Origin of the sequence: Halalkalibacter kiskunsagensis, from assembly GCF_037027555.1 — a bacterium.
In the GTDB taxonomy this organism is placed as follows: domain Bacteria; phylum Bacillota; class Bacilli; order Bacillales; family Bacillaceae_D; genus Halalkalibacter; species Halalkalibacter kiskunsagensis.
Genome location: NZ_JAXBLX010000060.1, coordinates 1 through 18,588, shown reverse-complemented (window position 1 = coordinate 18,588; position 18,588 = coordinate 1). Strand labels below are relative to the sequence as shown.

The window sequence follows — 18,588 nt, the reverse complement described above, 5'->3', positions numbered from 1 at the left end:
TCCTTTAACGGTAATGAACTCGGCTCGCTAACAGCCTAAAATAAACGATCGTTAACAAACTAATCACGAGTAATAGAACAACACCTGCAGCTGATGCATAGCCAATTTTGAAAAAACGGAACCCATTTTCATAGATGTAATAAACAAATGTATTTGTTGAATTGATCGGTCCACCTTGAGTCATAATGGCGATTGTATCAAACACCTGAAACGATCCAATCATACTGATGACCGCTAAGAAGAAGAGCGTTGGCGATAGCATCGGCAATGTAATTTTATAAAGAATGCGAAATGGACTGGCTTCATCTAATTGCGCTGCTTCATACATATCCTTTGGGATGCTTTGCAAACCTGCAATGAAAACAAGTGTATTAAATCCAATTCCTTTCCACACCGCCACTAGAACTAAAGAAAACAAAGCTGTGTCTGGATGCGTTAACCACTCTATTTTCGCTATTCCTACCAATCCCAAAAACCAGTTTAATAGACCATATTCAGAGTCCATTAACCATAACCAGAGCATGGATATGGAAACGAGTGAGATAATGTGCGGACTAAAAATCGCTCCTTGGACGAAACTGTATAAACCACCTTGCTTGTTAAGCCACAAAGACAAAAACAACGAAATCAGCAATGTGAAAAATACAGTCAGAAACGTATAAACAGCAGAATTTCTCATAACTTCAATAAATTCTCGTTCTCCTATTAGGGAGCTAAAGTTGTCAAAGCCGACAAAATCCTTTGTTGGACTAACAAAGTTCCAATCAAATACGCTGAGGTAAATCATATAAAAGATCGGATAGATGAAAAACAAACAAAATATGATAACAGACGGGGCTATCATGGCATATGGACGGATTTTGATCCACGACATGATCTAGACCCCCTCTAGCACTAAAGGTTTCTTCTTTCCAACTGCCACATCTCTCATTCGTTCACCATGTTTATTGAAAAAATATAGGTCATCATATGGAATCGACATATACACTTTATTGGAGCGTTCAACAGATGTCAGAAAGCTCTTCACATTACACGTTCCTACATTCGTTTTCACTTGATAAATCACTTCTGCTCCTAACGTTTCTCTCGTTATGATTTCACCAGGAATGACCAAACTGTTTTCACTATCAAAAACCGTCGAATGAATACTCGTATGCTCTGGTCGAAACCCTACGAAACCAGCATTTATATTAAAATCAGGTAACAGTGAACAAACTTGCTCATAATGTACGACGTTCATAGCAGGAGTCCCAATAAATTCTGCTGTAAACGTATTGCTTGGATCTTGATAAATGTTCATCGGACTATCAACTTGTTTAATGACCCCTTTGTTTAGAATGATAATTTCATCTCCCATTGACATTGCCTCAACTTGATCATGGGTCACATAGACAAATGTCGTTCCTAATCGTTTGTGTAATTGAATTAATTCTGTTCTCATTTGATTACGAAGCTTTGCATCAAGATTTGATAATGGTTCATCTAGAATAAACACTTTCGGCTTTTTTACCATTGCTCGTGCAAGTGCAACACGTTGCCGCTGTCCTCCTGAGAGATATTGCGGCTTTTTATTTAAATACTCTGTTAGACCGACAATTTCTGAGATTTCACTAACGAGCTTTTTCCTTTCTTCTTTTAGTACTTTTTTGTTTACTAGCCCAAATTCAATATTTTCTTTTACTGTCATCGTTGGATACAATGCATAATTTTGAAAGACCATTGCGATGTTTCGTTTTCCTGGAGGAAGGTCATTGACGCGTTGATCCCCTATCCATATATCTCCACTTGTTTGTGTTTCAAGTCCTGCAATCATGCGCAGTGTGGTCGATTTTCCACAACCAGAAGGACCAACTAAAACAGTAAATGACCCATCTTTTATTGTGACATTTAAATTTTTAACAACTTCTTCATCTTTAAATGTTTTTGTCACATTCTGCAAAACAATTTGAGCCATAAGTAAGTACCTCATTTCATAAGAAATTTCGTTATTAGATGTCGAATCTTATTAAATAAACGTTTGTTTACATGTATGAATTAGTTGTGAATTCCTTCATAAGGAGAGAAGGAACCAAACGTAGCCCCTTCTCACTGTTGCCTACTTCAATAAACTATTTGCCTTTTCTGCAGCTACATCTAACGCGTCCTGCGGTGCCACGTCATCATGAATGATCGCTCGTGTAATTTCATCATTAATAATTTTTGCAATTTCAGGATAAGCATCTTCCATCGGACGTGGTCTTGCATACTCTAACTGGTCAACTGCCACTTTAAACTGTGGGTATTCTTCATAGAATGATTGCATGTCATCACTATTGACAGCGGACATACGACTTGGCAAATACCCTGTATAAGTACTTGCATAGACTGTTTGTTCTGTCGACGTCATCCATTTTATAAACTCCCAAGCAGCTTCTTGTTTTTGGGACTCAAGACCTGAAGTCATAACAAGATTCGCACCACCTGTTGGTACACCATACGTTGAATTTGCAGGCATAAACGAAGTTGTAAGTTCAAAGCCTTGCTCCTCTGCCATTGCTAACCAGTACGATAAATCTGCTGTTGAACTAAAGATCATCCCAGAGCGTCCATTAGCAAAGTCTTGTTTTGCTGTATCACCCGCCTCATCACCCGTTGGTATTTTAATGATGCCTTCACTTGCAAGCTCTTTCCAAAACTCAACAGGTTCAACTCCAGCTGGAGAATTAAATTCGGCTTCAGTACCATCATCAGACAGCATTTGCCCGCCGCTTTGAGCAACAAATGCTTCATAAAACCAAATATTTACCGGCATTGTCATCCCAACTCGTTCACCATCTGTTGTCAGTGCACTTGCGTATTCCTTAAACTCGTCCCAGTTTTTTGGACCAACGGGATCAAGACCTACTTCCTCTAGTAACGTCTTATTCAAATAAAGAATAGGTGTACTACGTAAATAAGGAAGAGCATAGAGCTGATCATTTACATAAGAATTCCCCATTAATCCTGGAATAAAATCTTCAATATCCAACCCGTCTTTTTCCACAAAAGGAGTTAAGTTTTCAGTCATACCTGAATTTGCAAAAATTCCCACAGAAGCAATTTCATTTTGTGTCACTTCTGGCGCGTTTCCAGCCGCAAATCCCGCTTGCGTTTTGGCATGTAAGTCTTCATACGAACCTTGATATTCAGCTGTAACATGAATTCGATCCTGTGATTCGTTAAACATTTTGACTAGATTTTCATTATTTTCCTGGATTTTATCTCCCCATGCATACCAGTATGTAATTTCAACCTTTTCAACACTATCTGCCGTTGTCTGACTCGAACTTCCTGTTTGCGTTTCAGAAGAAGTTTGGTTGCTAGATTGATTACAACCGACCATAACAATTAAAACAATTAGTGACACAATCCAAACCATTGCTTTTTTCATTTTGTTTTCTCCTTTTTTACCTGAAATATTTATTTTTCACACTTTACATTTCTAGACCAATGAAAAATTCCACCTCCAAAAATAAAGACCCCAACCAATAGAAAAGGAAATCCTTTTCTATCCATTGAGGTCTCTCTAAACTTGAACCAAATTGCTATTTACTTTTCACTTTCATCATAACCAAAAAATATTAAGGACATATGAACCTAGCATAAAACTAATGTGAAGGAATTGTAACAAGGTTGATTTTTACCTTGTTACAATTCCTTCAGCAATGAGCGGAACCGGCGTTGTGTTTTTAGCCTTTTGAGCGCTCTTCTCAAAAGGCGTACGCCGTGTGGAGCCATTGCAACTCCCCTTAGCTGTACAAGGTTGATTTTCACCTTGTTACAATTCCTTCTATACGTGTAATGAGTCTCCTTACACGTATAGAGGCGCCCTTTCCCGCAAATCCTCTTTCCACAATTTGCATTCAGATGTTGATAGTGCCGTTGCCCCGTAATCTAATGCCTCTACTGCATGTTGTCTAGAAGAGACAAGTCCTCCTGTAATAATGGGCAGTCCGTTGGTCACCTTTTTAATTTCTGGGATAAGGGAAGGAATGCGGGCAGGCATGATTTCAATCATCGTTGGGTTTGTTTTATCGATCATCGATTGTAAATTCTCAATAATCTCGGTATCAATCAAAAATACCCGTTGAATCGTTACTAATCCTCTTTTTCTTGCAGCAATGATTTGACTAGGTTTCGTCGAGACAATCCCTGTTGGTCTTACATAGTTTGCAATAAAATCAATGCCTTCGTTATCATTACTTAACCCCCTCACTTTCTCAACATGAACAAAAGCAGGAAGTCCTATCGCTTTAAACTGATCAACATATTGTTTAATAACCGTTATTGTGCCCGTTAAAAGGAAGACCCCGCTAAGGTTTTCACTCTTTTCAATCGCCTCTTCAATTTGCTTAGGTTTCTTTATTGCTGCAATCATCTTTTGTTTTTGCAATCGCATTAGAAATCTCTTCGCTTCTGGACTCATATGGATGACCTCCTAAAAAGTCGTTTAATGAAACAAAGGGCCAGTTCACGACAAAGCAACTGACCCTCTGTTATTTGTCGTTACTTGCCCGTAACAGGAATAAGAGAGATTCGACATTCACGATCATTTTCAGCGCCACGTGCATTTGGTTGATGCGTGAAGTGATTCATATGTTTATGTAAGATCGGTGCATTATTTACAACTTCATGATCAAGAATATCGATAGCGGAAATAACGACTCCCTCTTCCGTAAGCTCAACGATTCGGAAGCAATGCTGATCTAGAGCTGCTGATAGTTGAACAAATGTCCAATTCTCTTGTTTTACAATTGAATCATGATGGGTATGTCCATTAAAGTAGATTCCTTGTCCCTCTTTTTGCTCAAGGATTTTCCACATATCTATGTCAGGATGAATTGAACCTTTTTCTCTGTCTGAATGTTTCGTTGTGTTGTATACTGGATGATGTGCAAATACTAGAAGAGGTTTTGAACCAGATTCTTTTACAATGCCCTCAAACCATTGAAGTTGTTCTTCATCAATCCAGCCGCCCCAATCTTCATAATCCATTTCCTTAGCTGTGTCTAAAAATACACAAACGGCTTCATCTGTTGAAATCGAATGATAACGAACTTGTCCCGTTAGAGCAAGTACGTTATTCCTTGGCTGAGCATATAAATCATGATTTCCTAACACATGAAAGAACTGTCTTTCGCTTCGATTTAAAATGTTATACACTCCTTGAAATTCAAGAGAAAAACCATAATTGGTTAAGTCGCCTAGTGAAATATGAGCATCTGCATCAATTTCTAGAAATCTCCCTAAAAATGTCTCATAAAACGAGGACCTTGCTTCATACAAACCTTCCAATCTTTCATCGATCGCTGAATAGTGTAAATCACCCATTAGGACAAGTTTCATATACATACCCCTCTCAATTCACCTTATTTTGCTTTCTACCCCATTCTATTGAAACATTATTAAGCACTAGTTTTGATAGCATTAATGATTTGTTAATTCTATTAGGGATGGATTTACAATGTGTCATTGCAGTAATAACGTTTACAGGCGGATTAATCCCTGTGCTGACTTTCTTAAAAGAATACAAAGAAAAACGTACAGTCAATGAATGACTGTACGTTACTGCTCAGCTTTCTTCTCTTGTTTTCTCTCAAGATTCCATTTAATGAAGGCATATACGACAAAAATCCAGAGAACCGGATGAGCTAAACTTAAACCAATTTGTGATTGTCCGCCTAAGAATGTATATAAACCAATAACAGCAATTACATAAAAGATAAAAAATAAATCATGTTCAAATAAAGGAACATTCGCTTTTTGCCCTTTCTTTCTCGGCAGTAATATTTCTGCTATCACTGCTGCAACAAAGCAAATACCAATAATACTAAAGATGACGTAATTGCCGATCATCCCTCCTATTAATTCAGGAAAATAGTCCATAGCTAATCCAATTGCTATGACGACAAGAACGCTAATCCTCAACCGCCTGGCTAGGATTAATCGTTTTTCCAACTGCAAAGTCTTTCTCCTCCTTGTTTACAGACAACCAGTAATAATGGGCTGACACAACACAAAACATGGACGTAGCTGCAGCGACAACTCCTGAATCATTTAACATAAGCAAAGTAAATGATGCTACTACTCCGGTTTGCAAAAAAAGTTGCTTGTCATATTCAATGAGCTGCAAACGTCTGCGCCAAAGAATGATTGCTCCTAATAGATAGCTTGTCACAAACAATTGTGTCCAATTTGAATGACGGAAAATCTTCATATTCATTGCGAGTTTTCGTTGAATCGTATCTGTAATATAACGAACATCTCCGTTTAGTAAACGTTCAAATGCCATCCCAATATGAGTCTGTTCTCCTGCTAATTGTAGCATATAAAGGAGAAAGAACAATCCAACGCTTGCCACACTGAATAGGACCATTACTAAACGCCAAGACCACGTTGTAAAAAAAGACCGATACAGTAAAAAAGCAAACGCAAGACCAGCCGATAAGGTAGCACCAGCATTCGTACCGAGCGTGCTTTTCCCTAGCATTACAACAACAACAGCGAACATAATTGTTGTACACAAAATCAAAACCTTTTTCTGTTGATTTACTAATAGTGGACTTAATACCATAATGGCTGAGATTAAATACACCCCAGCAAACTCATTTCCAATTCCATAATACCTAGCGCCAATGATTGGGTCATACCCTAAGTAGGATCTTTGCATCATCGGTGACCCAAGTAGGATATCAACAGTAATTAAGAGAAATGTCATCATACCAATCCAGAAAATTGGACTGTTTCCTATCTTCTCCACAACATATCCACAGAGAAATGCACTAGCAATAAGCACTAAGACAAATCCTGTAACACCAACTGTTTTCACCATTGTTGATAAGGCAAGAAACCAAAAAGGTGACCAAAGGGCAGAAAGTAAAATAAGCCTAGTTAGATAACGCCAGGTTTGTCTTTTTTTCATGCCAAAAAAACCATAAATCGCCGCTCCTAGCAAGGCTACTACAAGACAGGAAATATAAATCGACAGAACACTCGCACGGCTTTTGTATATTAACACAATCTCATTTACCTTTTTTAATACTGGTGATTTATCAACAGTTCCTACATTTTGCCTCACGATTGAATTTCCTGCAAATTGATCCGTGGGAAGATTATATGCAGAAAGCAATGTTGGGATAACATCGATACTGCTTATGACATAATCCTGCCTTGTCGTACTGGAGGTCAAATAGCCTCCCTTTTCTTCACCCCAATAGAAAGTGGGGGCAAGTTGTTGCTTGTCTTCATACGCTTTTTTGTGCATCATCGGAGCAAGTAGCCACACTTCGTTAACTTCCTGCTTAGCGCGATCGATAAATGAACTGAGACGTAACAACTGCCTTGATTGTTCTTCGATAAAGTGCGCGTCTTCTATGTAATACTTTTGATCATATAAGCGGTACAAATCCCCCCACTCTATGACTACAAATTGCTTAGACTTTTCCTCCTCTGTTGATAATTTGTTGATAAGGTAATCCGAATCCATTTCAATCCCCTTTGGAGCACCTGGTACACTTTTTACAGCTTGATGTAATTCTCCACTCACCTCTCCCTGTTTATCAACAGCAAGTAGAGATCCATAGCGAATCTCTTCCTCAATCGTGTTACTATGACCGTAAACCTTCCGATCAACTCCTGCTTGCTTTAACAACTCTCCAAATTCGCCAACCTGACCACCGCGCGTACCTTCATTATTTTTTTGATTTAGACGATGGAAGTTAGGATGCATTAATCCAGTCATTCTTTTTGTTCCAGTTAATTGATGCACCCATTCGCTTACTTCTATTCCTTTAACCTCTTCACCTACCTCATAACTATTCCATTCCTGCACACCGACAGCCTTTGCACCGGCAGCCATCGTCACCATATTATTTAAATATGAGTAGGGACCATCTGGACGAACATTCATTGCCCCAATAGCTGCTTCTTGCCAAAGCGTCGTGTTTTTATCATTGTTGATAAGCCACTCAGCTTCCATAAAAGACATGCCAGGTACTAATATGACTAGTACTTCTTCCATTTCATCCTTTTCTAGTGCATAACTATCCACATGTAACGGGAACAACAAGCAAATTACAACGAACAAAACAATCTTTCTCCACATCGCCCTCAACCTTTTTAAGCTAATTTTCTGACATATCCACACTATCCACATAGTTACTAACAGGGGAAACCCTTGTTCTCAAAGGTTTTTTGTATTTATTCACATTATCCACCAACTTATCCACATATAAGTTAATAACAAAATACAGTCGCGTCTTTTCTAGTTTTTTTCTATTTACCCACATTGTTAACAACATTGTGGATAAATGTTGTTAACAACTATTTTTGACGTTTTCCGACAAGAAAAACCACCTAATGATAGCATTCGCTCCAATAAGTGGTTTTAAACATATTTACTGTTGTTCCAAGTCAAGTCCAGGATTTCCATTTAAATCAAAAGCCGCAAACTTATTATTTCGTAATTTAACACTAGCCGCAGCACCAATCATAGCTGCATTATCTGTACATAACGATAATGGCGGAATTAGAAGGTCGACACTTGAAGGTCCGAACTCCTCTTCTAATGCTTTTCGTAAGCCTTTGTTTGCCGCTACGCCACCAGCTAAAAGCAATTGCTTCACCTCATATTGCTCAACTGCTCGCTTTGTTTTCCCAACAAGAACATCAATTACACTTGCTTGAAAACTTGTAGCAACATCTTCTATTTTTACTTCCTCATCACGTTGTTTCAAATTATGTAGCTTGTTAATGACCGCTGATTTTAATCCACTAAAACTAAAGTCGTAAGAATCTGCTTCTAGCCACGACCGTGGAAATTTAATTGATTCTTGTCCTTCTTGTGCAAGGCGGTCAATATGCGGTCCTCCAGGATACGGCAAACCAAGTGTACGCGCTACTTTGTCATAAGCCTCCCCTACTGCATCATCCCTAGTTTCACCAATAATCTTAAAATCGCCGTCTTCCTTCATATAAACTAATTCCGTATGCCCACCAGATACAACTAGCGCTATCAATGGAAAAGAGAGCGGAGACACGAGTTGATTAGCATATATATGTCCAGCAATATGATGAACCCCAATAAGAGGAATGTCGTGGGCAAAGGCAATCGCTTTTGCTGCATTGACCCCTATGAGTAGGGCACCTACTAGACCAGGACCTTCAGTAACAGCAACCGCACTTAAGTCCGCAAACGTAACTTTTGCTTCTTCCATCGCTTGTTCAATAATAACTGTAATCTGCTCAACATGATGACGCGAAGCGACTTCTGGTACAACTCCCCCAAATCGTTTATGACTTTCAATTTGAGAAGATACGATATTGCTTACAATCGTCGTTCCGTTTTCAATGACTGCAGCTGATGTCTCATCACAGCTTGTTTCAATTGCTAAAATTAATTTATGTTCATTCATCTATATTCACCCACATTACTAAAGCATCTTCTAAATTGTCTGCATAATAATTTTTCCGTATTCCACCTTCAACGAAGCCCATTTTTCGATATAATTTTTGTGCAATTACATTGGAAACGCGTACTTCTAATGAGAGTTTCAACACTCCCATTTGCACTAAAAACGCCATCACATAACGTAGCAAGCGTTCTCCATGACCTTGTCCTCGATATTTTGAATGAATCGCAACATTAGTAATTTGAGCTTCATCCATCACTACCCACAAACCACAGTAGCCAATAATGTTATCCTCTACCTCATATACAAGATATTGCGCAAACTGGTTCGATGTAAGCTCATTGATAAAAATAGCTGGGTCCCATGGTGTTGAAAAGGCATCGCGTTCTACATCCATAACCGCTTCTATGTCCTCTAGCGTCATAAATCGTATCGTTTCTTTTCCTTGTTCAATCATTGGCCATACCCTTTTCTCGCTGTGCTTTTTGCCAATTAGCTTCCGCTTCTGCTAACTGCAAGTAATTCGGCACAAATGTATGTGTACTGTTTTCGTTTGCCATTATTTGTCCTAAATTCGCTAGTTCAGCCGGCCTAGGTAACATCATCGAACCTTTAGCAATATGCGCCTGCTCTTGTAGCATGTCCAAAATCATCGAGCGATGTAGCTCAACATCTTGTCCAATAAATAACACAGGTTTATTGAAGGCTTTTAAATGAAAAAGCCAATCCTCCAGCATGATTAAACGGTCACTCGCAACTTCTTTAACGAGCGTCCCTTGGGCCTGATATTGCCCTGTATACACTTGCCCACGTCTTGCATCCATAATCGGTGATACAATTCCTTGAAAGAAGCGCCCAGTTTGAGCAATAACAGCCAAACTAGAAACACCAATAACGGGAATAGATAGTGACCATGCAAGTGTCTTTGCTGTCGTGACCCCAATGCGCACACCCGTGTATGATCCCGGTCCATTTGCGACGACAATCCGGTCTAGTTCCTTTGGCTTAACTCCAACTTCTTTCATTAAATTATCAATTGCTGGCATTATACGAATCGAATGATTCTTTTTTATATTTGTTGTAATTTCTCCAAGTGTCTTCTCTCCTTCTGTCACTGCAATTCCCATTACAAAAGAAGACGTATCAATGGCTAAAGTCTTACTCATGATTGCAACTCCTTACTTAACTCTAAAGAGCGGTTTCCCTTTGAAGCGATCATTATTTTTCGGCTTGTCTCTCCTAAATGGAATAGTGAAATGATTAGACGATCCTCAGGGAGCTGTGACTTGATCATACTCGGCCACTCAATCACCGAAACTCCCTCTCCGTAGAAATATTCTTCCAACCCTAAATCTTCCATTTCATCTTCCATACGGTACACATCCATATGATAAAGTGGTAACCGTCCCTTGTATTCTTTTATAATTGTAAAGGTTGGGCTATTAACAACTCGCTTCACACCGAGTCCTTTTGCTAACCCTTTTGTAAAACTGGTCTTGCCAGCTCCTAAGTCACCTTCTAATGTTATCACATCACCTGGTTGCACGAGCGTGCCTAGCTTTTCCGCTAGCTTCTGTGTCTCATCAGGCGATTGGGTTATCTTTGTCCATTTTTCCATGTCTTTCACCCACGCTTTTGAAAATGATTGTATCCATGCTTCTCTATCTTTTTCAATTGACCTTCTTCTTTTAACCATACACTTGGTTCGCCTTCTTCAACAAACCCAATGACTTGAAACCGTAATCCTTTTTTATGAAAAATAACTTGTAATTGTTTAACATCCTCTTCTTGAGCCGTCCCAATCAAGACAAAATCTTCCCCTCCAAAAAGAGCCAAATCTATTTGCCTTTGCCTTGAATACTTCTCCATCGCCTCATGAATTGGCAGGGCCCCTGCTTCAATGACTATACGTACGCCACTTGATTCTGCGAGTTCATGCGCTTCACTTGCCACTCCATCACTCACATCATTTAATGCAATTCGTTTTGACGAAGTCGCCAATAGTCGACCTTCTTCAATGTGCGGCTTTGGTTCTTGATGAGCTTTCACAAGACTTTGTTCCTGTTCTGTAAATACTCCATCTAAGCTTTTTTCAAACAAGAGGTCTAACCCCGCTGCGGATGAACCAACATAACCAGTAACAAATAACCGATCTCCAGCTCTCGCTTGGTCTCGGAACCTCGCCCTTCCTTTTTCAACAATACCAATGGCTGTGACGGTTAACACAAGTGCATCTTTTGTTGATACTGTATCTCCGCCAATCAAATCCATCTGATACTTTTTAGCCAACTCATCCATCCCTTTATATAGATCTGTAAGCTCACCTTCTGTCCAAGCAGCTGGAACAGCGATTGAAACAAGGTAATAGGTAGGAACAGCCCCCATAGCCGCTAAATCACTTATATTAATAGCTAACCCTTTTTTACCTATTTGAAAAGGCGAAAGCGTATCACGCCGAAAGTGTACTCCTTCTACCATCGTATCGACACAAACAACCTCGTCCATGTTCTGTGTTCCTGAGTAAACCGCCGCATCGTCGCCTATCCCTCGTACAAGTGTTTTCTGATACGAGCGTTTAGGAGTTATGTTAGAAATAAACGCAAACTCATCTTCCATTGTAACCGATCCCCCAACAATCTCATCTCTTCTACAAAAAAACCTTAGGACTCTTTTACTCCTAAGGTATGTCTATTCTAGTTTATCCGATTTTCATAAAAAAGCCTAATATAAATAGGGCCTCGTCAATTTATTAGTGATTTTCCGGTTTTTTTAAAAAATTTTCATTACTAGAAGAGAGGCAGTTCATCATCTGAAATTAAAAGAAAAAGCCGAAACATATGTTTCGGCTTTTTCTTTGGTATTGCGGGGGACGGATTTGAACCGCCGACCTTCGGGTTATGAGCCCGACGAGCTACCAGACTGCTCCACCCCGCGTCGTTATAAAACAAATAGATGATGTTATTTCAATGAAGAGGACATTTTCCTCTTCTAGTCTTTCAATGACGTCTATGCGTCAATGTTACTCGTAGTGATTTCGACGATGAAATGCTCGTTGCTCCACCCCCACGTCGTTATATAGTTTTGGTGATGCTAATTTGTAGAAGTAGTCAATCCCTCTACAAAATATAGTCTAACCAACATCAACTTAGTTTATACAAAGAATTAAAGCCTGGCAACGTCCTACTCTCACAGGGGGAAGCCCCCAACTACCATCGGCGCAAAAGAGCTTAACGACCGTGTTCGGCATGGGAACGGGTGTGACCTCTTTGCTATCGCCACCAGACTTTGTTTCTCTGACACAAGATCTATAATACCATGCTGGTGTAGAGAATGCAAGTATTTATATATTTTTCAAAAAAAATAATAAAAAAAGAGCCCATAGTGTAAAAATAGCCACTACGAGCTCCTTCCTTTGCTGATTACGCTTTTTCAATCGCTTGAGTAAATGCTTCGATAATATCGTTTTCGTCTTCAATTCCAACAGAGATACGAACCAATTGTGTTCCTATTCCAAGCTCTTTTCTCAGTTGATCTGGAACCGTACGGTGAGATGTGCGCAGTGGATACGACACTGTCGTTTCAACACCTGCTAATGTTGGGGCAATTTTCACCCACCCGAGTGAGCGGAAAAACTGCTCGACATTAATATGACCAGCTAAGTCCACACTGACCATCGCTCCATTTCCTTTTTCTGATACAAACTCCGGATAGAACACTCGTTCAACACCTGCGTGGGCTTTAAGTGCATCAGCAAGCCTTTTCGCGTTATGGCTTTGCCTTTCCATGCGTACGCTTAGCGTTTTAAGTCCACGGCATGCAAGCCATGCCTCAAATGGACTTAAGTTACATCCTAATGTGATGACTTTGCTTTTGGCAATATCAATTAATGATTGTTCTCCAACTAGAACACCCGCCGTTACATCACTATGACCACCGATATATTTCGTTGCACTGTGGACAACAAGGTCAGCCCCAAGGGTTGCTGGTTGCAACAAATAAGGAGTTGCAAACGTGTTATCAATCATTGCCTTAACGCCTTTTTCTTTTGCAAGCGCGAATACTTCTTCTAATTTCTCAACACGAAGAAGTGGATTGGTAACAGACTCTGTGTAAAGTAAAACCGTTTTATCTGTAAAAGCCTCTTTAACAACAGCTATATCTTGAAATGAAACAAAGCTGACATCAATCCCAAAATTAGGAATCTCTACTGCAAATAATTGATACGTTCCTCCGTACAAATCATCTGAAGCAATAATATGGTCACCAGGTCCCGCCACCGCAAGAACTCCAGCTAAAATTGCAGACATTCCAGACGAAGTTGCTACTCCATCATCCGTTTCCTCTAGTAGTGCGACACCTTTGCCAAGATCATCAGTATTCGGGTTGCTGTATCTAGAGTAGAGATATTCTTTATCTCCTTCAAAAAAACTTTCCATATCATCTAAATCCGAGAAAACAAATGCAGACGTTTGATAAATTGGTTTCGCCTTACTTGCATTTCTTGCAGGTTCTTTCGTTTGAAAATGAACCGTCTTCGTATTGAAATTTGTTTCTTTCATTTCATTCATCCCCTACCTATAATTCTTTCATCGTTGCAAATCCAAGAACAAACATCATCACTGAACCAATAATAGATAAGCTTATGTAACAGAAAAGTGGTTTCCACGCTTTCTTTTGTACGAGTTGAACCGATTCAGTACTAAACGTCGAAAACGTTGTAAAGGCCCCAAAATAACCGATCCCAACAAAAAGAAAAGCAGGTTCTCCATAGGATCCAAGCGGGATTGCACCGTAATAAACACCATAAAACACCCCTAATCCTAACGAACCTAGGATGTTCACAACAAGCATGGCAAACGGAAAAGGTGGAGAAGAAAATCGCTTCATTACAGCCAAACCTAACAAGTAACGAAAAATCGCACCAGTTGCTCCGCCTAAACTAACGAGTAGAAAATTCATCCTATCTTCTCCCTCTGCAATACTTTGCGTTTTCCTAGTTTTTGACCAATCAAGTAACCAAATAATGCACATATTACTCCGCCAAAAACAGATGCAGCTAAGTACACGGCACTTAGCCACCACGAATGCTCAAGAAATAAAAATATACTATCACTAGCAAGCGTAGACATCGTCGTAAACCCGCCACAAAGTCCAACGCCAAGACCTGCTTTAACCCAATTACGCGGGATTTTAAAAGTAAACCATCCAGTTAAAAAACCAAGCAGTAAACTTCCACTAAGATTTTCGATCAATGTTCCTATTGGATAACCTGTTGCTAACGTATATAAATTTAAGTAATAGCGAAGGCTTGTCCCGATTGCTGCACCAATAGCAATCGCAACTATATTTTTCCCCAATTCCACTTTCAACATTAGAGCTCCTTCATTCGTGTGAATAGTTTGATTTTATCCTACTAAAGAAAAGGTCGCAAGGTGAACTACTTCCATTCTAGTATTTGATCACTATTTTTTGCTGCTATCTAGATGTTCGATTTCTATATTTTTCTTGTAGTTTACCACCTCTTCTTACTTGCCTAGTAATCTCTTAAGAACGATTGACAGAGTCTTGCATATGTTATAGGGTAGAGGATGTGAAAAAAAGTGAATACCTCGTTAGGTGAGGCTCCTGTGCAGGAGATACGCTGCTGCCCAAAAATGTCCAAAGACGCCAATGGGTCAACAGGAACTATCGACATAAGGTAGTTCTTAATGTAGCTGGCTTTTTGCCTATGCCGCACAGTGCTAAAGCTCTACGAATGGAGGACGAACTTCTAAGCAGGTCAGAAGGATTATTTGTGTTTTAAAAGGACACCTCACATTCGATGAGGTGTCCTTTTATTTTTAAAGTAGGCGGCTACCTAACCGCTTTATATCAACTTTGTTAAGGAGGTGCATGTACGGATATGAGTTCTGAGCCTGAACCCAATAGGACACATTTAAACAAACATTTATTTAACTTCCACATGCACCTGATGCCTGTGGTGACTAACGCGTAGAAGGAGGTCATAACATGGTGAAACTTAACAAAGATACGAGAGAAGAGTACTGTAACCATTTACTTCAACTTTTAACAAAAGAAGAACTTGATCAATTTCGTGAAGACTTCTTACAGCTTCATCCGACCGATCAAGCCGATTTTTATATTATGTTAGAAAGTGAAGATCGTCAAAAACTTTATGCGATCATTACCGCTGAGACAATGGCTGATATTTTTCAAGCGCTTGAACTATCAGAACAAAAAGAGTTAATTATTGAACTTGATGAAAGATATGCAGCGGAAATGATCAATCACCTCTATGCAGATGATGCTGCTACTTTTTTAGCAGAACTCGACCAAGTTGAAGCTCAAGCAATTTTAACGGCAATGAATACAGATGATGCAGATGATGTAAAAGAATTAATGGCTTATCCTCCCAAAACAGCTGGATCGATTATGACGAAAGAGTTTATCTCTCTTTCCTCAACAAATACGGCTCAAGAAGTGATTGAACAATTACGCATGGAAGCACCGAATGCTGAAACGATCTACTACCTTTATGTAGTTGATGAACACGAACAACTCGTCGGGGTTGTTTCATTACGAGATTTAATTACCGCTCAATCAAATGAACTAGTAGAAAACCTTATGAGCACACGCGTAGTATCAGTAGGGTCTTCGGCTAATCAAGAAGATGTCGCCAAACTTATTAAAAAGTATGACTTTCTAGCAGCTCCTGTTGTCAGTCCTAACGGAGTCTTACTTGGTATTGTTACAGTTGATGATGTCATCGATGTTATTGAAGATGAAGCAACAGAGGATTTAGGCGAATTTACTGCTTCTAGGGGGGCAACAGATGTCAACGTTTCAGCATTTACTGCGGCTAAAAAGCGGGCCCCCTGGATTGTTCTGCTCATGTTTTTTGGTCTAATTACTGCGGGGGTTATCGATCAATTTGAAGAAACACTTAGTCAAATTGTGTTATTAGCTGCGTTCATTCCACTTCTAATGGGATCAGCTGGAAATGCAGGTACCCAATCCCTTGCCGTTGTTGTTCGCGGATTAGCACTTGGTACACTTGAGAAAAAAGGGTTAGCTCGGACACTCTTGCGGGAATTTAGCACTGGAATGATGATTGGAATCATTTGTGCACTTGCCCTACTCATTATTATTCCTATTTTTTATGGTAGCTTTATGCTAGCTGTCATTGTCGGCATATCTATTTTTTGTTCACTAAGTGTAGCAACCGTTATCGGAGCTACAGTGCCACTTATTATTAATAAATTAAAAATAGACCCAGCATTTGCATCTGGACCGTTTATCACAACCGTCAATGATATTCTCGGGTTATTAATCTACTTTACAATCGCAACTAGTTTACTAGAGTTTCTTTAAGTAACTCATTCGTACCGTAGACAAGAACTTTTACTTTTTTTACAAAGTGATTGGTCTTGTTTCGGTACTCTTTTATTATTCCATCATTTATCACCTCGTTTCCTGAACGAATATTAGCTATAATAAGATATAGCCTCTATAAGAACAGGAAGATATTATGGAAATCGTAAAACATTTAATCTTTGAGTATGGTTATTTTGGTATATTTATTGCACTTGTTGGTGGGATTGTTGGACTTCCTATCCCTGATGAGGTGCTGCTCTTAACAATTGGCTATTATTCCTATCTTGGTAGAGTCAATTTATTTACCGCATTAATTAGCTCTTACCTAGGTTCTGTTATCGGGATAACGATTAGTTACATCCTAGGTGCAAAATTAGGCCTTCCCTTTCTATTAAAATACGGTGATAAAATTTATATAACAAAGCCAAAAATTGAAAAAGCACAACAGCTTTTTTCGAAGCATGGTGCTTGGTTTTTATTACTAGGCTATTTTATCCCTGGTGTTAGGCATTTAACAGGCTATTTAGCTGGTATTTCTCGTATGAACCTTCGAACATTTATGCTCTACTCATACATTGGCGCCCTTTTTTGGGTTACCTTATTTGTATTATCAGGCTATGAGCTAGGAATAAAATGGTATCATGTGAAACAATCATTTGAGACGTATAAATTAATGATTTACTTCGCATTCTCAGCTGTTCTTACGATTATCGTTATTATTTACTTTTTTAAATTTAAAACAAAAAAAACTAATTAATAAACCCAATGGGAGCAATTGGCCCATTGGGTATTTGTTTCTTTCGTAAATAGTTTCTTCCTTAGGAGAACGAGTTATTTATTTATTGTTTGAACACCCGAGCTCATTCCAACAATAACCATGTCAGTCATTCCAATAAACAAACCGGTTTCTACTACTCCTACCACTTCCTTTATTCTTAAATGTAGCTCACTCGCAATCTCTATTTTGTCAAATAAGCAGTCGAGGATATAGTTACCGTTGTTTGATACAAACACTTGATTTTCTCTTTTCCTAAGAATTGGCTTACAGCCAAGTTCCGAAATGTATGACGCCGTAACTTCCCAGCCAAAAGGGACAACCTCAATAGGAAGCGCAAACTTCCCTAGCCTGGTAACGATTTTACTCTCATCGACAACAATAATCACCTTATTAGATGCAGCATTCACAATTTTTTCTCTAACTAAAGACCCGCCCCCACCTTTTATTAGATTAAAGTGAGGATCAACTTCATCTGCCCCATCGATTGCCAAGTCTAACTGTCTCACCTTCTGGAAATCGGTTAAAGGGACTCCGAAACTCTGCGCCCACCCTTCTGTGCGAAGAGAGGATGGTACTCCTTTTATATCCAATCCCTTCTTCACTAGCTCACCTAGTTTTTTGAGCGTCCAATAAACCGTCGATCCAGAACCAAGTCCTAATGTCATCCCATCCTTAATATACTCAACAGCTTTTTCCCCTGCTAGCTTTTTTTTCAAATCTGCTTCTTCCATTATGAACCTTCTTCCTTTTCTAGTGTTCGTTACCTTATTATTCATATTCATTACTCTATTTTATTCTATCATTGGAACTTGATATATTCTATTTTCCATACGCTGAAAAGAAGTATGCAAAACGACTCTTGAATAGCTGATGTTAGTCTGTTTATATACGAGCTTGATAGTTGGCAATTTGTCTTGCTAATTCAATTGCACCTTGAACAGTCTGTTTATGCGCACAAAAAAGACAATCCAATTGGATTGTCTTTTATCTGCCTGGCAACGTCCTGGC

The 18,588-nt window shown here is 39.2% G+C and carries 18 protein-coding genes, 1 tRNA gene, 1 rRNA gene and 1 riboswitch; of the genes, 2 read left to right on the top strand and 18 right to left on the bottom strand.

What is annotated here, in order from left to right; translation table 11 throughout:
• Positions 1 to 4 precede the first annotated feature (4 nt).
• From SLH51_RS22135 to SLH51_RS22055, 17 genes are all read right to left on the bottom strand, one after another.
• A complete protein-coding gene (locus SLH51_RS22135) occupies positions 5 to 874 on the bottom strand; it encodes a carbohydrate ABC transporter permease (protein ID WP_335963725.1) in 870 nt (289 codons plus the stop codon).
• A gap of 3 nt (positions 875 to 877) precedes the next feature.
• A complete protein-coding gene (locus SLH51_RS22130; protein ID WP_335963724.1) occupies positions 878 to 1,954 on the bottom strand; it encodes an ABC transporter ATP-binding protein in 1,077 nt (358 codons plus the stop codon).
• 141 nt (positions 1,955 to 2,095) lie between these two features.
• Positions 2,096 to 3,409 carry an ABC transporter substrate-binding protein gene (locus SLH51_RS22125; protein WP_335963723.1) on the bottom strand — a complete coding sequence of 438 codons (1,314 nt, stop codon included), beginning with the start codon at positions 3,407 to 3,409 and terminating at the stop codon, positions 2,096 to 2,098.
• 420 nt (positions 3,410 to 3,829) lie between these two features.
• Complete coding sequence (locus SLH51_RS22120) at positions 3,830 to 4,444, bottom strand: glycerol-3-phosphate responsive antiterminator (RefSeq protein ID WP_335963722.1); 615 nt, start codon at positions 4,442 to 4,444, stop codon at positions 3,830 to 3,832.
• Positions 4,445 to 4,524: 80 nt separating this feature from the next.
• Complete coding sequence (locus tag SLH51_RS22115) at positions 4,525 to 5,364, bottom strand: metallophosphoesterase family protein (RefSeq protein WP_335963721.1); 840 nt, start codon at positions 5,362 to 5,364, stop codon at positions 4,525 to 4,527.
• Between the two features lie 219 nt (positions 5,365 to 5,583).
• Positions 5,584 to 5,982 (bottom strand): hypothetical protein, encoded by a 399-nt coding sequence (locus SLH51_RS22110; protein WP_335963720.1) that lies wholly within the window; start codon positions 5,980 to 5,982, stop codon positions 5,584 to 5,586.
• Entirely contained in the window at positions 5,936 to 8,104 is a 2,169-nt protein-coding gene (locus SLH51_RS22105; RefSeq protein ID WP_335963719.1) for a hypothetical protein, read from the bottom strand. The genes SLH51_RS22110 and SLH51_RS22105 overlap by 47 nt, the downstream gene beginning before the upstream one ends.
• 310 nt (positions 8,105 to 8,414) lie before the next feature.
• Positions 8,415 to 9,431, bottom strand: coding sequence for a tRNA (adenosine(37)-N6)-threonylcarbamoyltransferase complex transferase subunit TsaD (gene tsaD, locus SLH51_RS22100; protein WP_335963718.1), 1,017 nt, complete (start codon positions 9,429 to 9,431; stop codon positions 8,415 to 8,417).
• Positions 9,424 to 9,885 (bottom strand): ribosomal protein S18-alanine N-acetyltransferase, encoded by a 462-nt coding sequence (rimI, locus tag SLH51_RS22095; RefSeq protein WP_335963717.1) that lies wholly within the window; start codon positions 9,883 to 9,885, stop codon positions 9,424 to 9,426. Before rimI ends, tsaD begins: the two co-directional genes overlap by 8 nt.
• Positions 9,878 to 10,594, bottom strand: a complete 717-nt coding sequence (gene tsaB, locus SLH51_RS22090; protein ID WP_335963716.1) for a tRNA (adenosine(37)-N6)-threonylcarbamoyltransferase complex dimerization subunit type 1 TsaB — start codon at positions 10,592 to 10,594, stop codon at positions 9,878 to 9,880. Before tsaB ends, rimI begins: the two co-directional genes overlap by 8 nt.
• Positions 10,591 to 11,046: a tRNA (adenosine(37)-N6)-threonylcarbamoyltransferase complex ATPase subunit type 1 TsaE gene (gene tsaE / locus SLH51_RS22085; protein WP_335963715.1), complete on the bottom strand. Its 456-nt coding sequence runs from the start codon at positions 11,044 to 11,046 to the stop codon at positions 10,591 to 10,593. Before tsaE ends, tsaB begins: the two co-directional genes overlap by 4 nt.
• 5 nt (positions 11,047 to 11,051) lie before the next feature.
• Entirely contained in the window at positions 11,052 to 12,044 is a 993-nt protein-coding gene (gene thiL / locus SLH51_RS22080; protein ID WP_335963714.1) for a thiamine-phosphate kinase, read from the bottom strand.
• Between the two features lie 244 nt (positions 12,045 to 12,288).
• Positions 12,289 to 12,362, bottom strand: a tRNA-Met gene (locus tag SLH51_RS22075).
• Positions 12,363 to 12,595: 233 nt separating this feature from the next.
• A 5S ribosomal RNA gene (rrf, locus tag SLH51_RS22070) occupies positions 12,596 to 12,711 on the bottom strand.
• Positions 12,712 to 12,847: 136 nt separating this feature from the next.
• Complete coding sequence (locus SLH51_RS22065; protein WP_335963713.1) at positions 12,848 to 13,987, bottom strand: trans-sulfuration enzyme family protein; 1,140 nt, start codon at positions 13,985 to 13,987, stop codon at positions 12,848 to 12,850.
• 16 nt (positions 13,988 to 14,003) lie between these two features.
• Positions 14,004 to 14,387: a fluoride efflux transporter FluC gene (locus tag SLH51_RS22060; protein WP_335963712.1), complete on the bottom strand. Its 384-nt coding sequence runs from the start codon at positions 14,385 to 14,387 to the stop codon at positions 14,004 to 14,006.
• Complete coding sequence (locus SLH51_RS22055; RefSeq protein WP_335963710.1) at positions 14,384 to 14,800, bottom strand: fluoride efflux transporter FluC; 417 nt, start codon at positions 14,798 to 14,800, stop codon at positions 14,384 to 14,386. The genes SLH51_RS22060 and SLH51_RS22055 overlap by 4 nt, the downstream gene beginning before the upstream one ends.
• 229 nt (positions 14,801 to 15,029) lie before the next feature.
• Positions 15,030 to 15,195, top strand: a riboswitch (M-box (ykoK) riboswitch).
• Positions 15,196 to 15,437: 242 nt separating this feature from the next.
• On the opposite strand from SLH51_RS22055, the gene mgtE reads away from it, so the two are divergent.
• Entirely contained in the window at positions 15,438 to 16,799 is a 1,362-nt protein-coding gene (gene mgtE / locus SLH51_RS22050; protein ID WP_335963709.1) for a magnesium transporter, read from the top strand.
• Between the two features lie 157 nt (positions 16,800 to 16,956).
• The gene (locus tag SLH51_RS22045; RefSeq protein ID WP_335963708.1) at positions 16,957 to 17,559 is read left to right on the top strand and encodes a DedA family protein; all 603 of its coding nucleotides are present in this window, start codon (positions 16,957 to 16,959) and stop codon (positions 17,557 to 17,559) included.
• Between the two features lie 74 nt (positions 17,560 to 17,633).
• Here SLH51_RS22045 and rpiA read toward each other — a convergent pair whose 3' ends face one another.
• Positions 17,634 to 18,356 carry a ribose-5-phosphate isomerase RpiA gene (gene rpiA, locus SLH51_RS22040; protein ID WP_335963707.1) on the bottom strand — a complete coding sequence of 241 codons (723 nt, stop codon included), beginning with the start codon at positions 18,354 to 18,356 and terminating at the stop codon, positions 17,634 to 17,636.
• Positions 18,357 to 18,588: the final 232 nt, after the last annotated feature.